Annotated in this window: 21 protein-coding genes; all 21 read left to right on the top strand. The window is 30.8% G+C overall.

What is annotated here, in order from left to right; genetic code table 11:
- Positions 1-4 precede the first annotated feature (4 nt).
- A complete protein-coding gene (locus M915_RS07305; protein ID WP_051259797.1) occupies positions 5-1,351 on the top strand; it encodes an SAM-dependent methyltransferase in 1,347 nt (448 codons plus the stop codon).
- 13 nt (positions 1,352-1,364) lie between these two features.
- Complete coding sequence (locus tag M915_RS04470; RefSeq protein ID WP_009222600.1) at positions 1,365-1,643, top strand: HU family DNA-binding protein; 279 nt, start codon at positions 1,365-1,367, stop codon at positions 1,641-1,643.
- A gap of 44 nt (positions 1,644-1,687) precedes the next feature.
- Positions 1,688-1,930 carry an RNA-binding S4 domain-containing protein gene (locus M915_RS04465; RefSeq protein WP_009222599.1) on the top strand — a complete coding sequence of 81 codons (243 nt, stop codon included), beginning with the start codon at positions 1,688-1,690 and terminating at the stop codon, positions 1,928-1,930.
- Positions 1,931-1,994: 64 nt separating this feature from the next.
- Positions 1,995-2,312: an FtsB family cell division protein gene (locus M915_RS04460; protein WP_036729961.1), complete on the top strand. Its 318-nt coding sequence runs from the start codon at positions 1,995-1,997 to the stop codon at positions 2,310-2,312.
- A 19-nt stretch (positions 2,313-2,331) separates the two neighbouring features.
- Positions 2,332-2,733: a S1 RNA-binding domain-containing protein gene (locus M915_RS04455; protein ID WP_009222597.1), complete on the top strand. Its 402-nt coding sequence runs from the start codon at positions 2,332-2,334 to the stop codon at positions 2,731-2,733.
- Between the two features lie 46 nt (positions 2,734-2,779).
- Complete coding sequence (gene tilS, locus M915_RS04450; RefSeq protein ID WP_036729958.1) at positions 2,780-4,123, top strand: tRNA lysidine(34) synthetase TilS; 1,344 nt, start codon at positions 2,780-2,782, stop codon at positions 4,121-4,123.
- Entirely contained in the window at positions 4,110-4,637 is a 528-nt protein-coding gene (gene hpt / locus M915_RS04445; RefSeq protein WP_036729955.1) for a hypoxanthine phosphoribosyltransferase, read from the top strand. Before tilS ends, hpt begins: the two co-directional genes overlap by 14 nt.
- 52 nt (positions 4,638-4,689) lie before the next feature.
- A complete protein-coding gene (gene ftsH / locus M915_RS04440; RefSeq protein WP_036729952.1) occupies positions 4,690-6,561 on the top strand; it encodes an ATP-dependent zinc metalloprotease FtsH in 1,872 nt (623 codons plus the stop codon).
- A 108-nt stretch (positions 6,562-6,669) separates the two neighbouring features.
- Positions 6,670-7,530: a MerR family transcriptional regulator gene (locus tag M915_RS04435; protein WP_036729949.1), complete on the top strand. Its 861-nt coding sequence runs from the start codon at positions 6,670-6,672 to the stop codon at positions 7,528-7,530.
- Positions 7,531-7,766: 236 nt separating this feature from the next.
- Positions 7,767-8,252 carry a CarD family transcriptional regulator gene (locus M915_RS04430; RefSeq protein WP_009222594.1) on the top strand — a complete coding sequence of 162 codons (486 nt, stop codon included), beginning with the start codon at positions 7,767-7,769 and terminating at the stop codon, positions 8,250-8,252.
- A 4-nt stretch (positions 8,253-8,256) separates the two neighbouring features.
- Positions 8,257-9,369 carry a PIN/TRAM domain-containing protein gene (locus tag M915_RS04425; RefSeq protein ID WP_235043763.1) on the top strand — a complete coding sequence of 371 codons (1,113 nt, stop codon included), beginning with the start codon at positions 8,257-8,259 and terminating at the stop codon, positions 9,367-9,369.
- Between the two features lie 25 nt (positions 9,370-9,394).
- Positions 9,395-10,505 (top strand): peptide chain release factor 2 gene (prfB, locus tag M915_RS04420; protein ID WP_200860587.1). Its coding sequence is split into 2 segments (ribosomal slippage): positions 9,395-9,472 and positions 9,474-10,505, totalling 1,110 coding nucleotides; the frame shifts between segments, so codons are not numbered across the junction.
- A 232-nt stretch (positions 10,506-10,737) separates the two neighbouring features.
- Positions 10,738-11,913 (top strand): NAD(P)-dependent malic enzyme, encoded by a 1,176-nt coding sequence (locus M915_RS04415; protein WP_036729946.1) that lies wholly within the window; start codon positions 10,738-10,740, stop codon positions 11,911-11,913.
- Between the two features lie 115 nt (positions 11,914-12,028).
- The gene (locus M915_RS04410) at positions 12,029-12,814 is read left to right on the top strand and encodes an electron transfer flavoprotein subunit beta/FixA family protein (RefSeq protein ID WP_036729943.1); all 786 of its coding nucleotides are present in this window, start codon (positions 12,029-12,031) and stop codon (positions 12,812-12,814) included.
- An 8-nt stretch (positions 12,815-12,822) separates the two neighbouring features.
- A complete protein-coding gene (locus tag M915_RS04405; protein ID WP_036729940.1) occupies positions 12,823-13,818 on the top strand; it encodes an electron transfer flavoprotein subunit alpha/FixB family protein in 996 nt (331 codons plus the stop codon).
- 126 nt (positions 13,819-13,944) lie between these two features.
- A complete protein-coding gene (locus M915_RS04400) occupies positions 13,945-14,268 on the top strand; it encodes a DsrE family protein (protein WP_009222590.1) in 324 nt (107 codons plus the stop codon).
- Between the two features lie 91 nt (positions 14,269-14,359).
- On the top strand, positions 14,360-14,629 hold the full coding sequence (locus M915_RS04395) for an ACT domain-containing protein (protein WP_009222589.1): 270 nt from the start codon (positions 14,360-14,362) through the stop codon (positions 14,627-14,629).
- Between the two features lie 8 nt (positions 14,630-14,637).
- Positions 14,638-15,993 carry a PFL family protein gene (locus M915_RS04390; protein WP_036729937.1) on the top strand — a complete coding sequence of 452 codons (1,356 nt, stop codon included), beginning with the start codon at positions 14,638-14,640 and terminating at the stop codon, positions 15,991-15,993.
- Between the two features lie 9 nt (positions 15,994-16,002).
- Positions 16,003-17,043 (top strand): inorganic phosphate transporter, encoded by a 1,041-nt coding sequence (locus M915_RS04385; protein ID WP_036729934.1) that lies wholly within the window; start codon positions 16,003-16,005, stop codon positions 17,041-17,043.
- A gap of 1 nt (position 17,044) precedes the next feature.
- On the top strand, positions 17,045-17,665 hold the full coding sequence (locus tag M915_RS04380; RefSeq protein ID WP_036729931.1) for a DUF47 domain-containing protein: 621 nt from the start codon (positions 17,045-17,047) through the stop codon (positions 17,663-17,665).
- A 307-nt stretch (positions 17,666-17,972) separates the two neighbouring features.
- Positions 17,973-18,555 (top strand): hypothetical protein (locus M915_RS04375; protein ID WP_036729928.1); only part of this gene is annotated, 583 nt, incomplete at its 3' end.

The raw sequence follows: 18,555 nt of genomic DNA, 5'->3' as shown, positions 1-18,555 counted from the left end.
TTATTTGATAAATATTGTAGGACTTGGGGCAACGGATAAATATGGATTAACTCTTGAAGCTGTCGAAGCTGTAAAAAATGGAAATAAAAATTTTATAAGAACCGTTTTTCATGAAGCTGTAAAATATTTTGAAGATGAAAAAATAGAGTTTACATCTTTTGATTATTTATATGAGGAGAAAAACAGCTTTGAAGAAGTATATACTGAGATAGTAGAGGTTCTTTTAAATGAGGCAAAAGATAAAGATATAAATTACTTTGTTCCCGGGAATCCGCTTATTGCAGAAAGTACAGTTGTAAAGCTTATGGAAAAAACACAGGACTATAATATAATTATGGGTATGAGTTTTATAGAACCTGTTTTAAGAGCGGTAAAAAGAGATCCGTCAAAGGGACTTTTATTAATAGATGGCGATGATTTTAATCCGCTTGATATAGATGTCAAGTGTGATGTAATAATAACTCAGGTTTATAACAATAGAATAGCAGTTGATTTGAAACTTGCATTATCTGAAATATATGGAGATGAATATAAAATTTATTTAATTACAGATGCAGGTTTAAGAGATGAATATGTATGTTATGTTCCAATTTATGAATTAGATAGAATAGAAAATATAAATCACCAAAGTGCAATATATATTCCAAAGTGTAATGATATAAAAAATTTTAGAGATATAATTTTAAAAGCTGATGAAAATATAGCTGATTTTAAGAATAAAGAAGATATAGAAGTAGATGTAGACAGGTTAATTACTGATGCTATTGATGTTATAAACAGATGTATAATTTTAAACGATGAAGGATTATACTATTTTTATGAAATTTTAGAACAATTAGACAAAAAATTGACTAAAAATAGGGAATTTCTAAAAAATAGTGTGGAAAAAACAAATAACATAGGGTATAATGACAATAGTCTAAGGTACAACAATAGGGCATTTGTTAATAGCTTGAAAAATTTTTCAGGCAGTTCAATCAATAGAGCAGCATCTGTAATAGATAGTGTAGTATCTATTGGATTTGTTTGGGATGATGTCAATGGAGTCTTAGAGAAAGTCGCTGAGGAGCTAAATGAATTAAAATTAGCTTTAAATAGTAAAAACTCAAGAGAAATATCTGAAGAAGTAGGAGATTTAATATTTACTTCTGTAAACTTATGTAGGTTTTTAAAAGAAGACCCTTCACAGGTTTTAGACTCTACAACAAATAAGTTTATTGAGAGATTTTCTGTAATGAGTAAGCTGGCCTCAGAGCATAATATGGATTTAAAGGCCTTAAAATTAAATGAACTTGAAGATCTGTATAACGAGGCCAAAGAAATTCTGAAAACAAAGAATAACTTATTATAAGGAGGATTTTTAAATGAACAAATCAGAATTAGTTGCAAGTATTGCACAAAAAAGTAATTTAACTAAGAAAGACGCTGAAATGGCTCTTAATGGATTTTTAGCAACAGTTGAAGAAGCATTAGCAGGTGGAGAAAAGGTTCAACTTGTTGGATTCGGAACTTTCGAAGTTAGAGAAAGAAAAGCTAGAGAAGGAAGAAACCCAAGAGATCCTAAGGAAATCATTAAGATTCCTGCATCAAAAGCTCCTGTATTCAGAGCAGGAAAAGCTCTTAAGGAAGTAGTTAATAAATAATGTATTAGAGGAGCGAAGCTCCTCTTTTTAATTTTGGTGGTAATATGAGAGTAGATAAATATTTAAAAGTTTCAAGAATTATAATAAGGAGAACTATTGCAAAGGAAGCTTGTGAAGGTGGACGAGTTTTGATAAATGATAAGGTTGCAAAGCCGAGTGATGAAGTTAAAGAAGGAGATATTTTAAAGGTGTCATTTGGGAATAAACCTTTTAAGGCAAAAATAATTGATGTTAGGGAAACAGTTGCAAAAAAAGATGCTTCATCTTTATATGAAATAATAGAGTAATTATTCAAGATTATACTTGAAAAATCAAGTGTTAAATGCAATAATTAAGATGGAGGTTGTTATAATGAAACAGAAAAAATTTTTCCCTATATTATGTGCAATTATAATTTTAAGTTCTGTTATATATGGAGCTTTTGTTGTTAGTAATTCTGCATCAGAAAAACACAATAAGATGGCAGAAATTTTAAGCAATGATAAAGAAATAGAACAATTAAAAAAAGATATTGAAAATCTTAAGGCAGAAATAGGAAATTCTGATTCGACTGAATTTATAGAAAAAGTTGCAAGGGAAGATCTTGGAATGGTAAAGCCGAGAGAGATAATCTATATTGATAAGGAAAAAGTTTCTAAGAATGATAACAATCTTTTAGAATCAAATTAACGGGAGGAAGTATTTTTTTATGGCATTAGCTGTAGGACAAATAGTTGATGGCGTTGTATCCGGCGTTTTGAAATTTGGAGCATTTATTAATTTACCTGAGGATAACAGTGGACTTGTACATATATCAGAAATTTCTGATTCTTATGTTGAAAATGTGAGTGACTTTTTAAAAAAGGGACAAAAGGTAAAAGTAAAGGTTTTATCTCTTGATGATAGGGGAAAAATAGCTTTATCCATAAAGCAAGCTCAAGTTAAGAGTTCTAAACCTGCAGAGCTTGATTTTTCAAGACGTGATGAAAATTTGTCTTTTGAAGACAAGCTTTCAAAATTTTTGAAGGATTCCAATGAAAAATTTGAACAAGTAAGGTCAAGAGAGAATTATAAAATGGCCGGTCAAAGATCCAGAAATAAATCAAATTAAGTTTAAATATGGTCATCTAAGATGACCTTTATTTTTTAGTAATATTATGAATAAAAAATTTTTAGAAAACATAAAAAAATTTAATATGTTATGTAAAAATGAACATATAATAGTTGCTGTTTCCGGAGGAGCAGATTCTATGTTTCTGCTAAGTAATTTAGTAGAATTAAAAACTGAACTCGGGTTAAAAATAACGGTAGCTCATATAAATCACGGAGTTAGAAGAACATCATTACGAGATGAAAATTTTGTAATAGATAAGTCCGAAAAATTTGGTGTTGATGTAAAAATAAGAAGAGTTGATATGGAAGCCTATGCAAAAGAACAAGGGCTTACAGATGAAGAGGCAGGAAGAGTTTTAAGATACAAATTTTTTCGGGAATTATCAAAAGGAAAAGACAAAATTTTTTTGGCACATAATGCTAATGATCAGGCTGAAACCGTACTTCAGAGAATTATAAGAGGAACGGGAATAGATGGACTTTCTGCTATGGACTACGTGTCTTGTGATTTATATAGGCCTATGTTAAACATTAAAAGAGATGAAATAATAGACTATATAAATAAAAATAATATAGAGTATGTTGATGATGAAACTAATTTTATGGATATATATGGAAGAAATAAAATAAGATTAAATGTAATTCCATATATAGAAGAAAATTTCAATGAAAATTTTGTAAATTCGCTTATTCGACTGTCTGAAATATCTTCTGAAAATTTTAAGTTTATAAAAAGACAAGTTGATGATTATATAAGTTACAATTATTATGATAGTTCATTAAATATATCCGATTTAGTAAATAAAGATAAATATTTTATAAGTGAAGTTTTGAGGGGATTTTTAAAGATTGAACTTGGTACAATTGAAGGAATATCAAGTGTAAATATTAATGATATAATTGAAATGCTATTAAGTAAAGATTCGTCGTCAGTAACTTTAACTAAGGGTAAAGAAATCGAATTGTCATATAATAAAATTTATTTAAAAAGAGAACATTCTTTACAAAATGAAGAATTTATTCCGTTGAAAGAGGGTATAAATGAAACTGTATTCGGTAAAATCAGGTTGGTATATAATGGAGTGTATACCAACAGTAAGAATTTGGTTTCAATAGATGCCGATAAGCTCAATGGAACATTAAATATAAGAAGTAGAAGGAATGGGGACAGATTCATTCCGCTTGGTATGACTAATTATAAAAAGCTTAAAGATTTTTTTATTGATGAGAAAATAGAGAGGCGAAAGCGGGACATAATTCCGTTGGTCTGTGATGATAATGAAATAGTATGGGTTGTTCCATATAGATTAAGTGGGAAATATTCAGTTAATAAGGATACAAAGAATATCGTGAATATAATTTTGGAGGAAAAAAATGACAGATATTAAAGAAATTCTATTTTCAGAAGAAGAAATAAGAAAAAAGTGTATAGAGCTTGGAAAGAAAATAAGCTCAGACTATGACGGAGAAATTGTAGTAGTTGGGATTTTAAAAGGAGCGGTTCCTTTTATGGCAGAGCTTATAAAGAGAATAGAAAATCCTGTTGTAATGGATTTTATGGATGTTTCAAGTTATGCCGGGAGTACCACATCCGGAGAAGTTAGAATTTTAAAAGATTTGGAATTTAGAATCGAAGGAAGAGATGTTCTGATTGTAGAAGATATAATTGATACAGGACTTACACTTTCATATCTAATTGAAATTTTGAAGAAAAGAGGAGCCAAGTCTATTGAAATATGTGCTTTTTTAACTAAGACTGCAAGAAGAAGAAAGAATGTCGATGTTAAATATGTAGGATATGAAGTAGAAGACTATTTCGTTGTAGGATATGGAATGGATTATAATGAAAAATATAGAAATTTACCATATATAGGAATATTGGACGAATCAGTATACAAATAAAAAATATAGAAAATTTTATTTATGCTATAATCTCATTTTGAGGAGTGATATTTTGAATAAAAGAGTAAGTGGTGTAACACTATATATTGCACTAATATTTTTAATTTTAATCGGATTTAAATTATTTAATCCTCCGGTTGAAACTATACCTGAAACAAGTGTTACAGAATTTGTAAGAGAATTAGAAAAGGAAAATGTAAAAAGCATAGATTTTGAATCGGGCCGTGTAACATATATAACAAAAGATGCAAAGTCATATGTTACTATACTTCCTGATGAAGCAAGATTATCAATATTTGATAATTACGTAAGTAAGCAAATGGAAGATGGTAAAATTGAAGTAAAGGGAATACCTATGAAAACAACCCCTATTTACATTCAATATATTCCGGAAATACTTACAGTAGTTGTAATTATAGGAGTATGGTATTTTATAATTCAACAATCACAAGGAGGAGGAAAAGCAACCAGTTTCGGAAAAAGTAAAGCAAGAGTTATAAAACAGGATGATAAAAATCTTGTTACATTTAATGATGTTGCAGGACTTATGGAAGAAAAGGAAGAGCTTGAAGAAATAGTTGACTTTTTAAAAAATCCTAAGAAATTTGTAAATATGGGAGCACGAATTCCAAAAGGAGTTTTAATGGTAGGACCTCCCGGAACAGGAAAAACTTATCTATCAAGAGCAGTAGCGGGAGAAGCTAAAGTTCCGTTTTTTATAATGAGTGGATCCGACTTTGTAGAAATGTTTGTAGGTGTAGGTGCAAGTAGAGTAAGAGATTTATTTGAAAATGCTAAGAAAAATGCACCATGTATAATTTTTATAGATGAAATTGATGCGGTTGGCAGAAGACGTGGAGCGGGACTTGGAGGAGGACATGATGAAAGGGAGCAAACTTTAAATCAGCTTCTTGTAGAGATGGACGGGTTCGGCTCAAATGAGGGTGTAATAGTAATGGCAGCTACAAACAGAGCAGATATACTTGACCCTGCATTGCTAAGACCGGGAAGATTCGACAGAACAGTTTATGTTGGAAGACCCGATGTAAGAGGAAGAGAAGAAATATTAAAAGTTCACTCTAAAAATAAAAAAATTGCAGAAGATGTTGATTTTAAAGTTGTAGCAAAGAGAACTCCGGGTTTTACTCCTGCAGATCTTGAAAATCTTATGAATGAGGCGGCTCTTCTTGCTGCAAGAAGGAATGAAGAAAAAATTCATATGGAAGATGTTGAAGAAGCTTCTATAAAAGTTCAGGCAGGACCGGCTAAAAAATCAAAGGTAGTTACAGAAAAAGAGAGAAAGCTTACAGCGGTGCATGAGGCAGGACACGCAGTTGTATCAAAGTCACTTCCAAATTCAGATGCTGTTCATATGATTACAATAATTCCAAGAGGAATGGCAGGAGGATTTACATCATATATTCCGGAAGATGATATTTCATTTATGACAAAGGGGCAAATGGAAACGGATCTTATTTCACTTCTCGGAGGACGAGTTGCAGAATTGCTTGTATTAGAAGATATTTCTACAGGAGCACAAAATGATATTGAAAGAGCGACTGCAATTGCAAGAGCAATGGTAACTGAATATGGAATGAGTGAAAAACTTGGGACAATAAATTATGGTTCTGAAGGAAATGAAGTCTTTATCGGAAGAGATATTGGAAAGAGTAAAAATTATTCAGAAAAAACTGCTGCAGAAATTGACGAGGAAGTTTCAAGACTTATAAATACAGCTTACGAAAAAGCAAAACAAATTTTATCAGACAATATGGATAAACTTATAAGAGTTTCCGATGCGTTGCTTGAAAAGGAAACAATAGATAGAGCTGAATTCGAAAGATTATATGATGGAATAGAAGAACTGAAGACAGAAAATACTCAAGAGAATAAAGAAACATCAGAAGAAACAGATACAATTTAAAACGGTACTGAAAATACACTTTGATTTAAAATATTAGAGTGTATTTTTATTTTACAAATGTTGACATGACCCTAAGGGACAGCTGTATTCTAATAGAGAGGTGATACTATGAAAATACAAGAAGTAAAAAATATGACAGGACTTACCAGAAAGGCAATAGAATATTACATTGAAAAAAACTTGTTGGAAGTTAAGTTGGATGAAAATGGTTATAGAAATTATTCATACGAAAATATAAAATTGTTGAATAAAATAAAAATACTCAGGAAGTTTAATTTATCAATATCACAGATAAAAGAAGTTTTAGAAAATCCTAAAAAATTCGAAATGATCTCAAATAATCATTTGAGAAATATGGAGCGGAATCAAAGAAGAATGGAATTATTTAAAAAATATTTAGAAAAAAATGATGATGCTAAAATTTTACAGGCATTGGAACAAATAGAAAACGAAAAAATGCTTGAAGAAAAGTTTTTGGAGGCGTTTCCCGGAGTATATGGACAACTTATTTTTATGTCATATTTACCGTTTTTAAAAATTAATATAGAGAGTGAAGAACAACAACAAATATATAACGAACTTATTGATGTGGTGGATGAACTTCCTAAATTTGAACTGCCGAAAGAATTGGAGGAAGAATTTGAAAATGAGTTTTCCGATTATGAATTGTTTCAAAAGATAAATGAATCAAAAATTGCTGCAGTCTCAAATTTTGATAGATATCTAAATGAAAATAAAGATATCATAAGTGAATATATAAAATTTAAGAATACTGATGAATATAAAGATATTTCAAGTGTAAAAATAGGAAATTTATTAAAAGAGTACATGAAAAACTGTAACTATTATGAAAAAGTTATACCATTGATGAGGAAACTATCACCTGATTATAATTTATACTATGAGAATTTGGAAAAGGCTAATAAAAAATTTTTAGAAAAATATCCTTACTGTGAATTTGAACGTTAATTAAAAATATAGATAAAAAGTTAGTTTTTATTACTAACTTTTTTTATTAAAAAAAATTAACCTAAAATTAGAAAAAACTTAACATTATATCATTTAAATTTCGCATAAATAATATATTATTAAACAATACTTGAAAGTAGACTTGCATATATAATTTTTATGTGATATCATAATAAATTTTACTTTTAAAATTCTTTTTGGTATACTATTATTGGGCGTATATCAGGAGGGATAGTATGTTTGATATAGGCGATAAGGTTGTTTATCCAATGCATGGAGCCGGTGTTATTGTAGCTATTGAGGATCGTGAAATTTTGGGAGAAATCAGAAAATATTACATACTCAAAATGCCTATAAATGATATGAAGGTAATGGTTCCTGTAGAAAATGCAGATGAAGTTGGAGTTAGAGAAATTTTAGACGAAGATAAAATGAATTTGGTACTTGAAGTTTTATCGTGTAATGAAATTACAAATATGCCCAAAAATTGGAACAGAAGATATAGATTCAATATGGATAGAATAAAATCCGGAAATATTGAAGAAATAGCTAAAGTTGTAAGATGTTTAGAAAGATTGGACTCAAAGAAAAGCCTTTCTACCGGAGAGCGAAAGATGCTTAACGGTGCAAAGCAAATAATAGTATCTGAAATGGTCTTAGTCTACAATAAAAGTGTTGAAGAAATCACTGAACTTGTTGATAAGAAGGTTTTGGATAATTAAGGGAGTGATTAGTATTAGCAATAACAAAAACATAGTAAATAAATTTTTTAAATTTTTGTTTACTATTATAGGAGCAGGTCTTGGAATAGTAATTGTAGCATTTATAAAAAACTTTGATTTTATGTATGGATTAGATAGCAAAATAACTTTAGCAATATCTATTCTAATAATTTTATTATTCGCACTTATATTTTTTATTTTTTCTCCAAAGGCCTTGAAATTAATTGAATCTTTACTTGATAAATGGGAGGATGAGCTTAAAGACAGATCTTTTTCTGAAATAGCAGTAGGGTCTGTTGGACTTATTATTGGACTTGTAATAGCTTTTTTGTTAAGCCAACCCGTATATAAGATTCCGGTTCCATATGTCGGATTTGCAATATCTATAATTTTATATGGTATGGTTGGATATTTAGGAGTTAAGATAGCTCTTAGAAATAGAAAAGATGTTGCATTAAAGGTAAAAGAAATAGCAGGTTCTGTGAAGGCTCCTTCAAAAGAAAAGGTGAAGGCTCAAAAATTTAAAGGTGTACCTAAAATATTAGACACGAGTGTAATAATTGACGGTAGAGTAAAGGATATTTGTAAGTCCGGATTTTTAGAAGGACCGTTAGTAGTGCCGGTATTTGTGTTAGAGGAGTTACAGCACATTGCTGATTCATCTGATGGATTAAAGAGAAATAGAGGAAGAAGAGGTCTTGACATAATAAAAGATATGCAAGATGATGATGCCTTGGAGATTATAATATTTCAAGGTAAATACGATGATATAAAAGAAGTAGATTCTAAACTTTTACAACTTACAAAAGATTTGAATGGGAAAATAGTTACAAACGATTATAACTTAAATAAAGTTGCGGCGGTTCAAGATATATCGGTTTTAAATATAAATGAACTTGCAAATTCTGTAAAACCCGTTTACCTTCCGGGAGAAGAAATGCAAATACAAATAGTAAAACTCGGTAAAGAACACGGTCAAGGTTTAGGATATCTTGACGATGGAACTATGATAGTTGTTGAAGCTGGTAAACCATATCTCGGTGAAACAATAGACGTTGTAGTTACAAGCGTGTTACAAACATCTGCAGGAAAGATGATTTTTGCAAAGCCTTGCTGAAAATTAAGCAAAAAGGAGAGATGATATGGAACAAAATATATATATTGACAAGGAGCGCTTAAATGAAGCGAAAGCCTTAGTGGAAAGTCTTGGTGAATCTCTTTGACCTCTCAGAAATGAGAAATAAGGTTAAAGAATTGAATGACAAGCAAATGGACGTCGGCTTTTGGGATAATGCGGAAAATGCGCAAAAGGTAATAAGAGAACAAAATCACTATCAATCTAAAATTGATAAATATGATAAACTTATAAAGAGCATAAATGAAGCTGAAGATTTAATAGATTTGATGGAAATTGAAGATGATTATTCATTTTATGGAGACTTAAAGCTTGATTTAGAAAATATAGAAAAACTTTCTAATGATTTTAAACTTGAAACGCTTTTAAATGGGGAATATGACTCAAATAATTGTATTATTTCAATTCATGCGGGAGCAGGCGGAACGGAAGCTCAAGACTGGGCGAGTATGTTAAACAGAATGTATGTAAGATATGCTGAAAAAAGAGGATTTAGAGTTGAGACTTTAGATATGTTAAAGGAAGAAGAAGCGGGAATTAAATCAGTTACACTTTTAATTACCGGAGATAATGCCTATGGATACTTAAAAGGTGAAAAAGGAGTCCATAGATTGGTAAGAATTTCTCCTTTTGATGCAAATAAGAGAAGACATACATCATTTGCATCACTTGATGTATATCCACAGCTTGATGATGATAATGAAGTTGAGATTAAAGCTGAAGATTTAAAAATAGACACATACAGATCTTCAGGAGCCGGAGGACAACACGTAAATACAACAGATTCGGCAGTAAGAATAACACATATTCCTACAGGTATAGTAGTGCAGTGTCAAAATGAGAGATCTCAAATTCAAAATAGAGATAAGGCTATGAATATGTTAAAAGCAAAGCTTATAGCTTTAGCAGAAGAAGAAAAAAAAGAAAAGATAGAAGATTTACAAGGTAACTACTCACAAATTGCGTGGGGCTCACAAATTCGTTCATATGTATTTCAACCATATACATTAGTAAAAGATCATAGAACAAATACGGAAATAGGCGATGTAAATAAAGTTATGGATGGATACCTGGATGAATTTATAAACAGTTATTTGCAATTAAATGCTTCAAAATAAGAAAACACTCTCTCGTAAAACGGGAGAGTATTTTTTATATGTGATAAAATTTAATTTTACATATAATTATAGTTATATAAGTATACTTTAATATTAAAAATAGTATATTGACTATAAGTGGCTATATTAGTAAATAGAGGAGTTTTTATTCAAAATTAAAGCTCTTTTTTCTTTGAATTTCAATTTACATTGTAATACAATTAAATCAAGATTATTTTAAGGAGCGATTATTATGGAAAATGTATATGAAGTTGCATTAAAAAAACATGAAGAATGGAAGGGAAAGATAGATACAAATATTAGATGTGAAGTTAGAGATGCAGAAGATTTATCTCTTGCATATACTCCCGGAGTTGCAGAGCCATGCAGAAAAATACATGAAGATGTAGAAAATGCTTACAAATATACTTGGAAAGGTAATATTGTTGCTGTTGTATCTGACGGTACTGCCGTACTTGGTCTTGGAGATATAGGACCTGAAGCGGCACTTCCTGTTATGGAAGGAAAGAGTGTGTTATTTAAAAAATTTGGAGGAGTAAATGCAGTACCAATTGTTTTAAATACGAAAGATCCTAAAGAGATTATTTCCACTGTAAAAGCTATTGCTCCGACATTTGGAGGAATTAATCTTGAAGATATTTCCGCACCGAGATGTGTTGAAATTGAAAGAACTCTTATTAAGGAACTTGATATTCCTGTATTCCACGATGATCAGCATGGTACAGCTATAGTTGTAACAGCAGGTCTTATAAATGCATTTAAGCTTTTAAATAAGGACCCTAAGGATAGTGTTGCTGTTGTAAGCGGAGCAGGCGCTGCAGGTTCTTCAATTATTAGAATGATGAAAAGTTTGGGAGTTGGAAATATATACGCTTTTGATTCAAAGGGTATTCTTTCAAGAAAAAATTTTGAAAAATACAATTTTGTCAAGAAAGAAATTCTTGAAATAACAAATAATGACGATGAAGATTTGACTATTGCAGAAGCTATGGCTAAATCCGATATATTTATCGGAGTGTCAACTGCAGGAGTTATTAATGCAGATATGGTAAAATCTATGAAGAAAGACTCTATTGTACTTGCAATGGCAAATCCGGAACCTGAAATAAATTATTATGTTGCTAAAGAAGCAGGAGCAAGAATTGTGGGAACAGGAAGATCAGATTTTCCAAATCAAATAAACAATGTACTTGCATTTCCAGGATTATTTAAAGGGGCATTGTCAGTAAGAGCTTCTAAAATTACTGAAGAAATGAAAATGGCAGCCGCTGTGGGTATAGCATCAATGGTTTCTGATAAAGAATTGTCTGAAGAACATATAATTCCTTCAATATTTGAAGAAGGAGTTTCGGATGCTGTTGCTGAAGCAGTGTCTAAATGTGCAATAGAGCAAGGACTTACAAAATAAATATAATTAAAACAATCCTCGTAGTTTTTTACGGGGATTGTTTTAATTTATTGCTATGGCAATTTACTATGAGTGTAGGGTATAATCATAGTATAAGAACTTTATGGAGGAGAGTATGAAATATTTAGTTTGTATTAAACAAGTTCCTAAAATCAATAAGGTTAGCATAGACCCCATTACTAAAAATTTAATTAGAGATGGAATTAAGACTATAATTAATCCTGCAGATGTAAACGCACTGACTTTAGCATTAAAATTAAAAAGTCAAACAGGGGGAAGTATTGCAGTGCTTACTATGGGACCGCCACAGGCTATAGATTCTGTTAAAGAATGTATTGCTATGGGAGCTGATGAAGGGTACATTTTAAGCGGACGTGAGTTTTCAGGTGCAGATACTTTAGCTACATCTTATTCTCTTTATAAGGCAATAGAATATATAGGAAATTTTGATGTAGTATTGACAGGAGATAGAACTTTAGACGGAGATACTGCGCAGGTTGGTTCTGAGATTGCAGAATTTTTAAATTTTAATCAAGCTACCTTTATCAAGGATGCAAATTTTAAGGATGGATATTTTCAAGTTGTAAGAAAACTTTCCGATAAACTTGAAAAACAAAATTTAAGAGGTAAAGTACTATTTACTGTTATCAAGGATGCCAATGAGCCTGTAAATATCCGCAAAAAAGACATGGAAATGGTAGATGAATCTAAAATAAAGATTATAGGTTCAAAAGATATAGGTGCGGATTTAGAAAAAATCGGAACTAAAGGTTCGCCGACAATGGTATTAGAAACATTTTCTCCAAAAGAACACGAAAAGGGATTTTTTCTTGAAGGAACAAATGAAAAAATGGTAGATAAGTTGATTGAAATTTTAAAAAATGAAGGATTCGCAGGGTAGGTGCTTGTATGAAATATGAAAATATACTAATTGTGATTGAGGCTGAAGATAAAAAACTTTCAAAACTTTCAATTGAAATGCTTTCAAAGGGAAGAAACCTTGCGGATGAACTTGATCAAAAGCTTTTTGCGTTAATAATTGGAAATAAAAACGAAAATATTTTGAATGATACAATTATGTATGGAGCCGACAAGGTCATAAATGTAGATAATAAATTTCTTAAAAACTATACTACAATGGCATATACAAAAGTTTTAAATAACATAATAGATGAATTCAATCCTCTTATAATTTTAATTCCTGCAACTGAAAACGGAAAAGACCTTTCCGGCAGAATTTGTGCAAGGAGAAATATAGGACTTGTTGCAGATTGTGTAGATATAGTACTGACAGATAAAAAAGATAACTTTAAGTGCATAAGACCGACTTTTGACGGAAGTCTTTTATCAGATATAAGAATTTCAAGTTATCCTAAAATTGTAACTGTCAGTGAATCTAATTTTAAAGCATCAAGGAAAGACATAAACAGACAGGGTGAAATAGTAAATTTTGATAGTGAAATAACAGAAAGTGATATTTTAACAGAGATAGTTGGAGTTATTAGAACCAATAAAAAAGTATCTATTGAAGATGCAAATATTATAGTTGCAGGAGGTCTTGGACTTGAGCAGCCTAAGAATTGGCATCTTGTAAGAGAGCTTGCTGATGTACTTGGTGGAGCGGTGAGCGGAAGTAAGCCTATATCAGATCAGTTGTGGATACCTGCTGATGCCTTTGTCGGAGTAACAGGTTTAAAAGTTAAACCGAAATTGTATATTGCAATAGGAATTTCCGGGTCTGTTCAGCATCTTCAAGGGATGAGAGAATCAGGTATCATAGTTGCAATAAATAAGGATCCGGATGCACCGATATTTAAAGTGGCACATTATGGAATAGTCGGAGATTTATTTGAAGTTGTTCCTATGCTTATTGAAAAGCTTAAAGAGTTAAAAATTAATGGATAGTTATCACAGAATAAATTACTATAATTTATTAATAATTTTAATACAATAGTTCAGTTAATGCTAAATTTATGATAGAATATATAATGTAATTTATTAATATGAAAATGTGAAAAGGGAGGATATTTTATGAAAGTATTATTTCATGTAGTTGAATTGGATAAGTGGGAAGCAACTTTGTCTAATGCAAGAGATATATTGCAGAATGATGATGATGCCGTTATTGAAGTTATTGTAATGAGTAAGGCGGCAAGCTTATTTGGTGGCTATTCAGGATATAATTTTGAAGGTTTGTTCGGAAATCCGAGAATTAGGTTTACTATTGGAGAAACTGCTCTTCAAGAAAATAATCTTGACAAAAATATGCTTCCAAATGGTATTTTTATAGAAAAATCTGCGATAACAAAAATGGCAAGACTTCAAAATGAAGGATATGCCTATATAAGACTATAATTATTATGGGCAATATTACGTTGTTGATTTATCAGCATGGTTAATATTGCCCAATGGTGTTATTAAAATTAATTAAAAGGGAAGAGGAATTATGAAAGCAGTAATTACATTCATAGGAAACGATAAGATGGGAATAGTTTACAAGGCTACTGAGCTTGTGGTTAAATATCATTTAAATATAGTTGATATAAATCAAACTATAATGGATGAATATTTTACAATGCTTATGATTGTAGATATTTCTGAAAAAAATGTCAGCTTTGATGAAATAGTCGATGGATTTACAAATCTTGGAAAAGAGTTGGGAATGTATATAAAAGTACAGCACGAAGACATTTTCAAATCAATGCACCAACTGTGAGGTAAAAAATGGACAATAGAAAGATACTTGAAACAATTAGAATGTTGGAACAAGAGAATTTAGACATTAGAACAGTTACAATGGGAATATCTCTTTTAGATTGTATTGATTCAAATGCTGAAAATGCAAATAGAAAGATATATGATAAAATGATGAGATGTAGTGAAAAATTAGTAGATACTACATCTGAAGTTTCAAAACTATATGGAATACCGATTATAAATAATCGTATTTCAGTAACACCTATATCATTAATAGCAGGTGCAACTGATTTGAAGAACTATGTATCTTTTGCAAAAACTCTTGATAAGGTTGCAAAAAATGTTGGCGTAGATTTTGTCGGAGGATTTTCTGCGCTTGTGCATAAGGGCTTTAATAAAGGTGATAGAATTTTAATAAATTCAATAGCAGATGCTCTTTCGCAAACAGATTTTGTATGTTCAAGTGTAAATGTGGGTTCTACAAAAGCCGGAATAAATATGGATGCGGTTAAAATAATGGGGGATGTAGTTTTAGATCTTTCATATAAGACAAGGGAAAATGATTCAATTGGATGTGCTAAACTTGTAGTTTTTGCAAATGCGGTTGAGGATAATCCGTTTATGGCGGGAGCTTTTCATGGAGTCGGAGAGTCCGATACTATAATAAATGTCGGAGTATCAGGTCCAGGAGTCGTTAAATGTGCTCTTGAAAAGGTAAGAGGAGAATCATTTGATGTAGTTGCTGAAACAATTAAGAAGACAGCTTTTAAGATTACCAGAATGGGTGAATTGGTTGGTCATGAAGTATCCAAGAGATTGAATACAGGTTTCGGTATTATAGATTTATCTCTTGCACCCACTCCTGCAGTTGGGGATAGTGTTGCCAGAATAATTGAAGAAATAGGAGTGGGAAAAGTTGGAGGACATGGAACAACCGCCGCTCTTGCAATGTTAAATGATGCAGTTAAAAAAGGAGGAATTATGGCAAGTTCACATGTTGGGGGACTGTCAGGAGCTTTTATACCTGTATCGGAAGATGAAGGAATGATAGCAGCTGCAAATACAGGTACAATAACATTTGACAAACTTGAAGCTATGACTTCAGTGTGTTCTGTCGGATTAGATATGATAGCAATACCCGGAGATACTCCTGCTTCTACAATATCTGCAATAATAGCCGACGAGGCTGCAATAGGAGTTATAAATAATAAGACAACAGCTATAAGGGTGATACCTGTATATGGGAAAAGTGTTGGAGAAGAGGCAAAGTTTGGAGGTCTTTTGGGATATGCTCCTATTATGGATATAGGAAGTACAACTTCTGAAGTTTTTTCAAATAGAGGGGGAACAATACCTGCTCCTATTCACAGCTTTAAAAATTAAGGAGATATAATGGGATTTTTGTCACTGATACAGGAAATGTCAAAGAGTACAAGTGCAATAATTTTAATACTTCTATTGATTGGTATAGTAGTTATAAGCGGATGGACTGATGCTCCAAATGCAATAGCCACATGTGTATCTACAAGAGTAATCTATATTAACTATGCAATTTGTATGTCAGTAGTATTTAATTTTATTGGAATATTATTGTACGAAAAATTTGGCGGAAAAATTGTGCTTACGGTTTATGAAATGTTTGATTTTTCCAGTTCAAAATTTTCAGCAGGTGCGCTGATTGCAGCTTTTGTAACCATAATAATATGGGGACTTGTAGCTTATATTAAAGATATACCTACAAGCTCAACTTATGCATTAATCGGAGCATTGACCGGTTCATCACTTGCGATTCACGCAGGTGTCGGCGGGATTAACATATACAGCTTTATTAAGGTTATCGCAGGTATTGTCTTATCTACTACTATGCCTGTTATCTTTGGATATATAATTGTAACTTTAATAAAGAAAATTTGTAGAAATAAAGATAGAAATAAAGTAAAAAAAATGTTTGATAGAGGACAGATTTTAAGCGGAGCGTTAAATGCACTTATGCATGGAGCGCAGGATGGGCAAAAGTTTATAGCATTGTTTTTACTTGTAATATATTTATTTAAAATAAGTCCGACCATTAATAGCGGGCTTGTAGGTATAGCATTGTTAATAGCCATATTGGTTGGTTTAGGAACAAGTCTTGGAGGAGTAAGGGCAATACGAAATACCGGAGTAAACGTAGTAAATCTTGAAAGTTATGAGGGAATATCATCGGATTTTGCATCTTCTTTAACATTATTTATATTAACTGTAATGGGAATACCTGTAAGTACAAATTATGCTTTTTCATCAGCATTAGTTGGAGTCGGAGTTTCAAAGAGAGTTAGTAATGTGAATTGGTCTTATGCTAAGTATATATTTTTAATAAGACTTTTAGCTTTTCCTCTTTGTATTTTATGCGCATATATTTTTACAAAAATTATTATGATAATAGGAGGATAATATGAATATAGAAAGCTTTGATTACTTTAGAATATTTACTGAAATGGTAGAAGGGTCAATGGCGGCGGCAAGATTATTAGATGAAATAATAAAAGAGTATGATCCTCTTACACTTGAAGTTAGAATAAAGCAAATGCATGATATAGAACATTCAAATGATTTGATAGTACATGAGGCTATTACTCATCTTATAAGGGATTTTTTACCGCCTCTTGAACGTGATGATATATCGTCTCTTTTAGAAGAACTTGATAATCCGACAGATTCAATAGAAGATGTTTTGTTTAGTTTGTATATGTACAATGTAAAAGAGATTAGAGCTGAGGCACTTGAGTTTTCATCTCTTATAATTGAGGCCACAGATGCATTATATGACGCTTTTATAGAATTTAAAAAATTCAGAGGAGAAAATTCTACAAAGGAAAAGATAATAATAGTAAATGATATTGAATCCAATGGAGATAAACTTTATATTAAAACAATGAGAAATTTGTACACTAATTGTAATAATGATAAAGAAATAATAATTTGGACTAAAATATTTGATAAACTTGAAAGATGCCTTGATGATTTAGAAAGAGTTGCAAATTCGGTTGAATCAATAATGATAAGTAGTAAATAGAAAATAAAGATAGGTTTGAACCTATCTTTTTAATTGTTTGCATAAATATGCTAACTTGCATTTTAACTTTAAAGTTTTGATTATTTATTTTATGGGTATATCAATTGACAATGATTTTATATTATATATGAGTTGCAATCAGCAGTATATTTAAAAAAATTTTTAAAAAATTTTAATAGTTTAACTCGTGAAAATATTAAAGAATTATTACAATTATGAAAAAAAGTATACGAATATAGAATTTTTTAATCTTTTTGGGTATAATATCATAGTGTAGATTTTGTAAAATAAAAAAGGAGAGATAGTAATGAAAAGTAACAAAAAATTAGGTACAATTTTATTAGCAGGCGCTATGGTTTTGAGCGCAGTACCGACAGTGACATTTGCTACTGAATCTAATGCAGCATTATATACATCTTCATATGGCTGGCCATATAATAATCATACTGTAAAATATTATCTTAATGGATATGAATGTAATGATTCAGATGTAACAGTTAGAGATTCAGCAGGAAATTATGTTTATAATATTCATAATCTTAAAAATGGAGAGTATACTGCAACTTTAAGAAGAAACGGATATTCAGATGTAACATACAGATTTACTTTAACAAATAGCGACAGCAATGTTAATATTGAATTTGGTAGAGGTAATTCTTATAATTCTTATGGAATTGCAATTAGAAATGTTTCAACATCAGTTAGAAATAGAATAACAGGTTATACTGAGTCTTATGCATCAGTAGCATTGTATGACGGATATTCAAAATTAAAAGAAGTAACTGCTGATGGAAATGGATATTTTACAATGGATTATAATTTAGATAGTTATGGAAATGGATATAATAACGGATACAATAACGGATATTACAATGGATATAGAAGATTAA

The organism is Peptoniphilus mikwangii (assembly GCF_000468535.1).
GTDB classification, from domain to species: Bacteria; Bacillota; Clostridia; order Tissierellales; family Peptoniphilaceae; genus Anaerosphaera; species Anaerosphaera mikwangii.
This window is presented reverse-complemented; position numbering and strand designations above follow the sequence as displayed.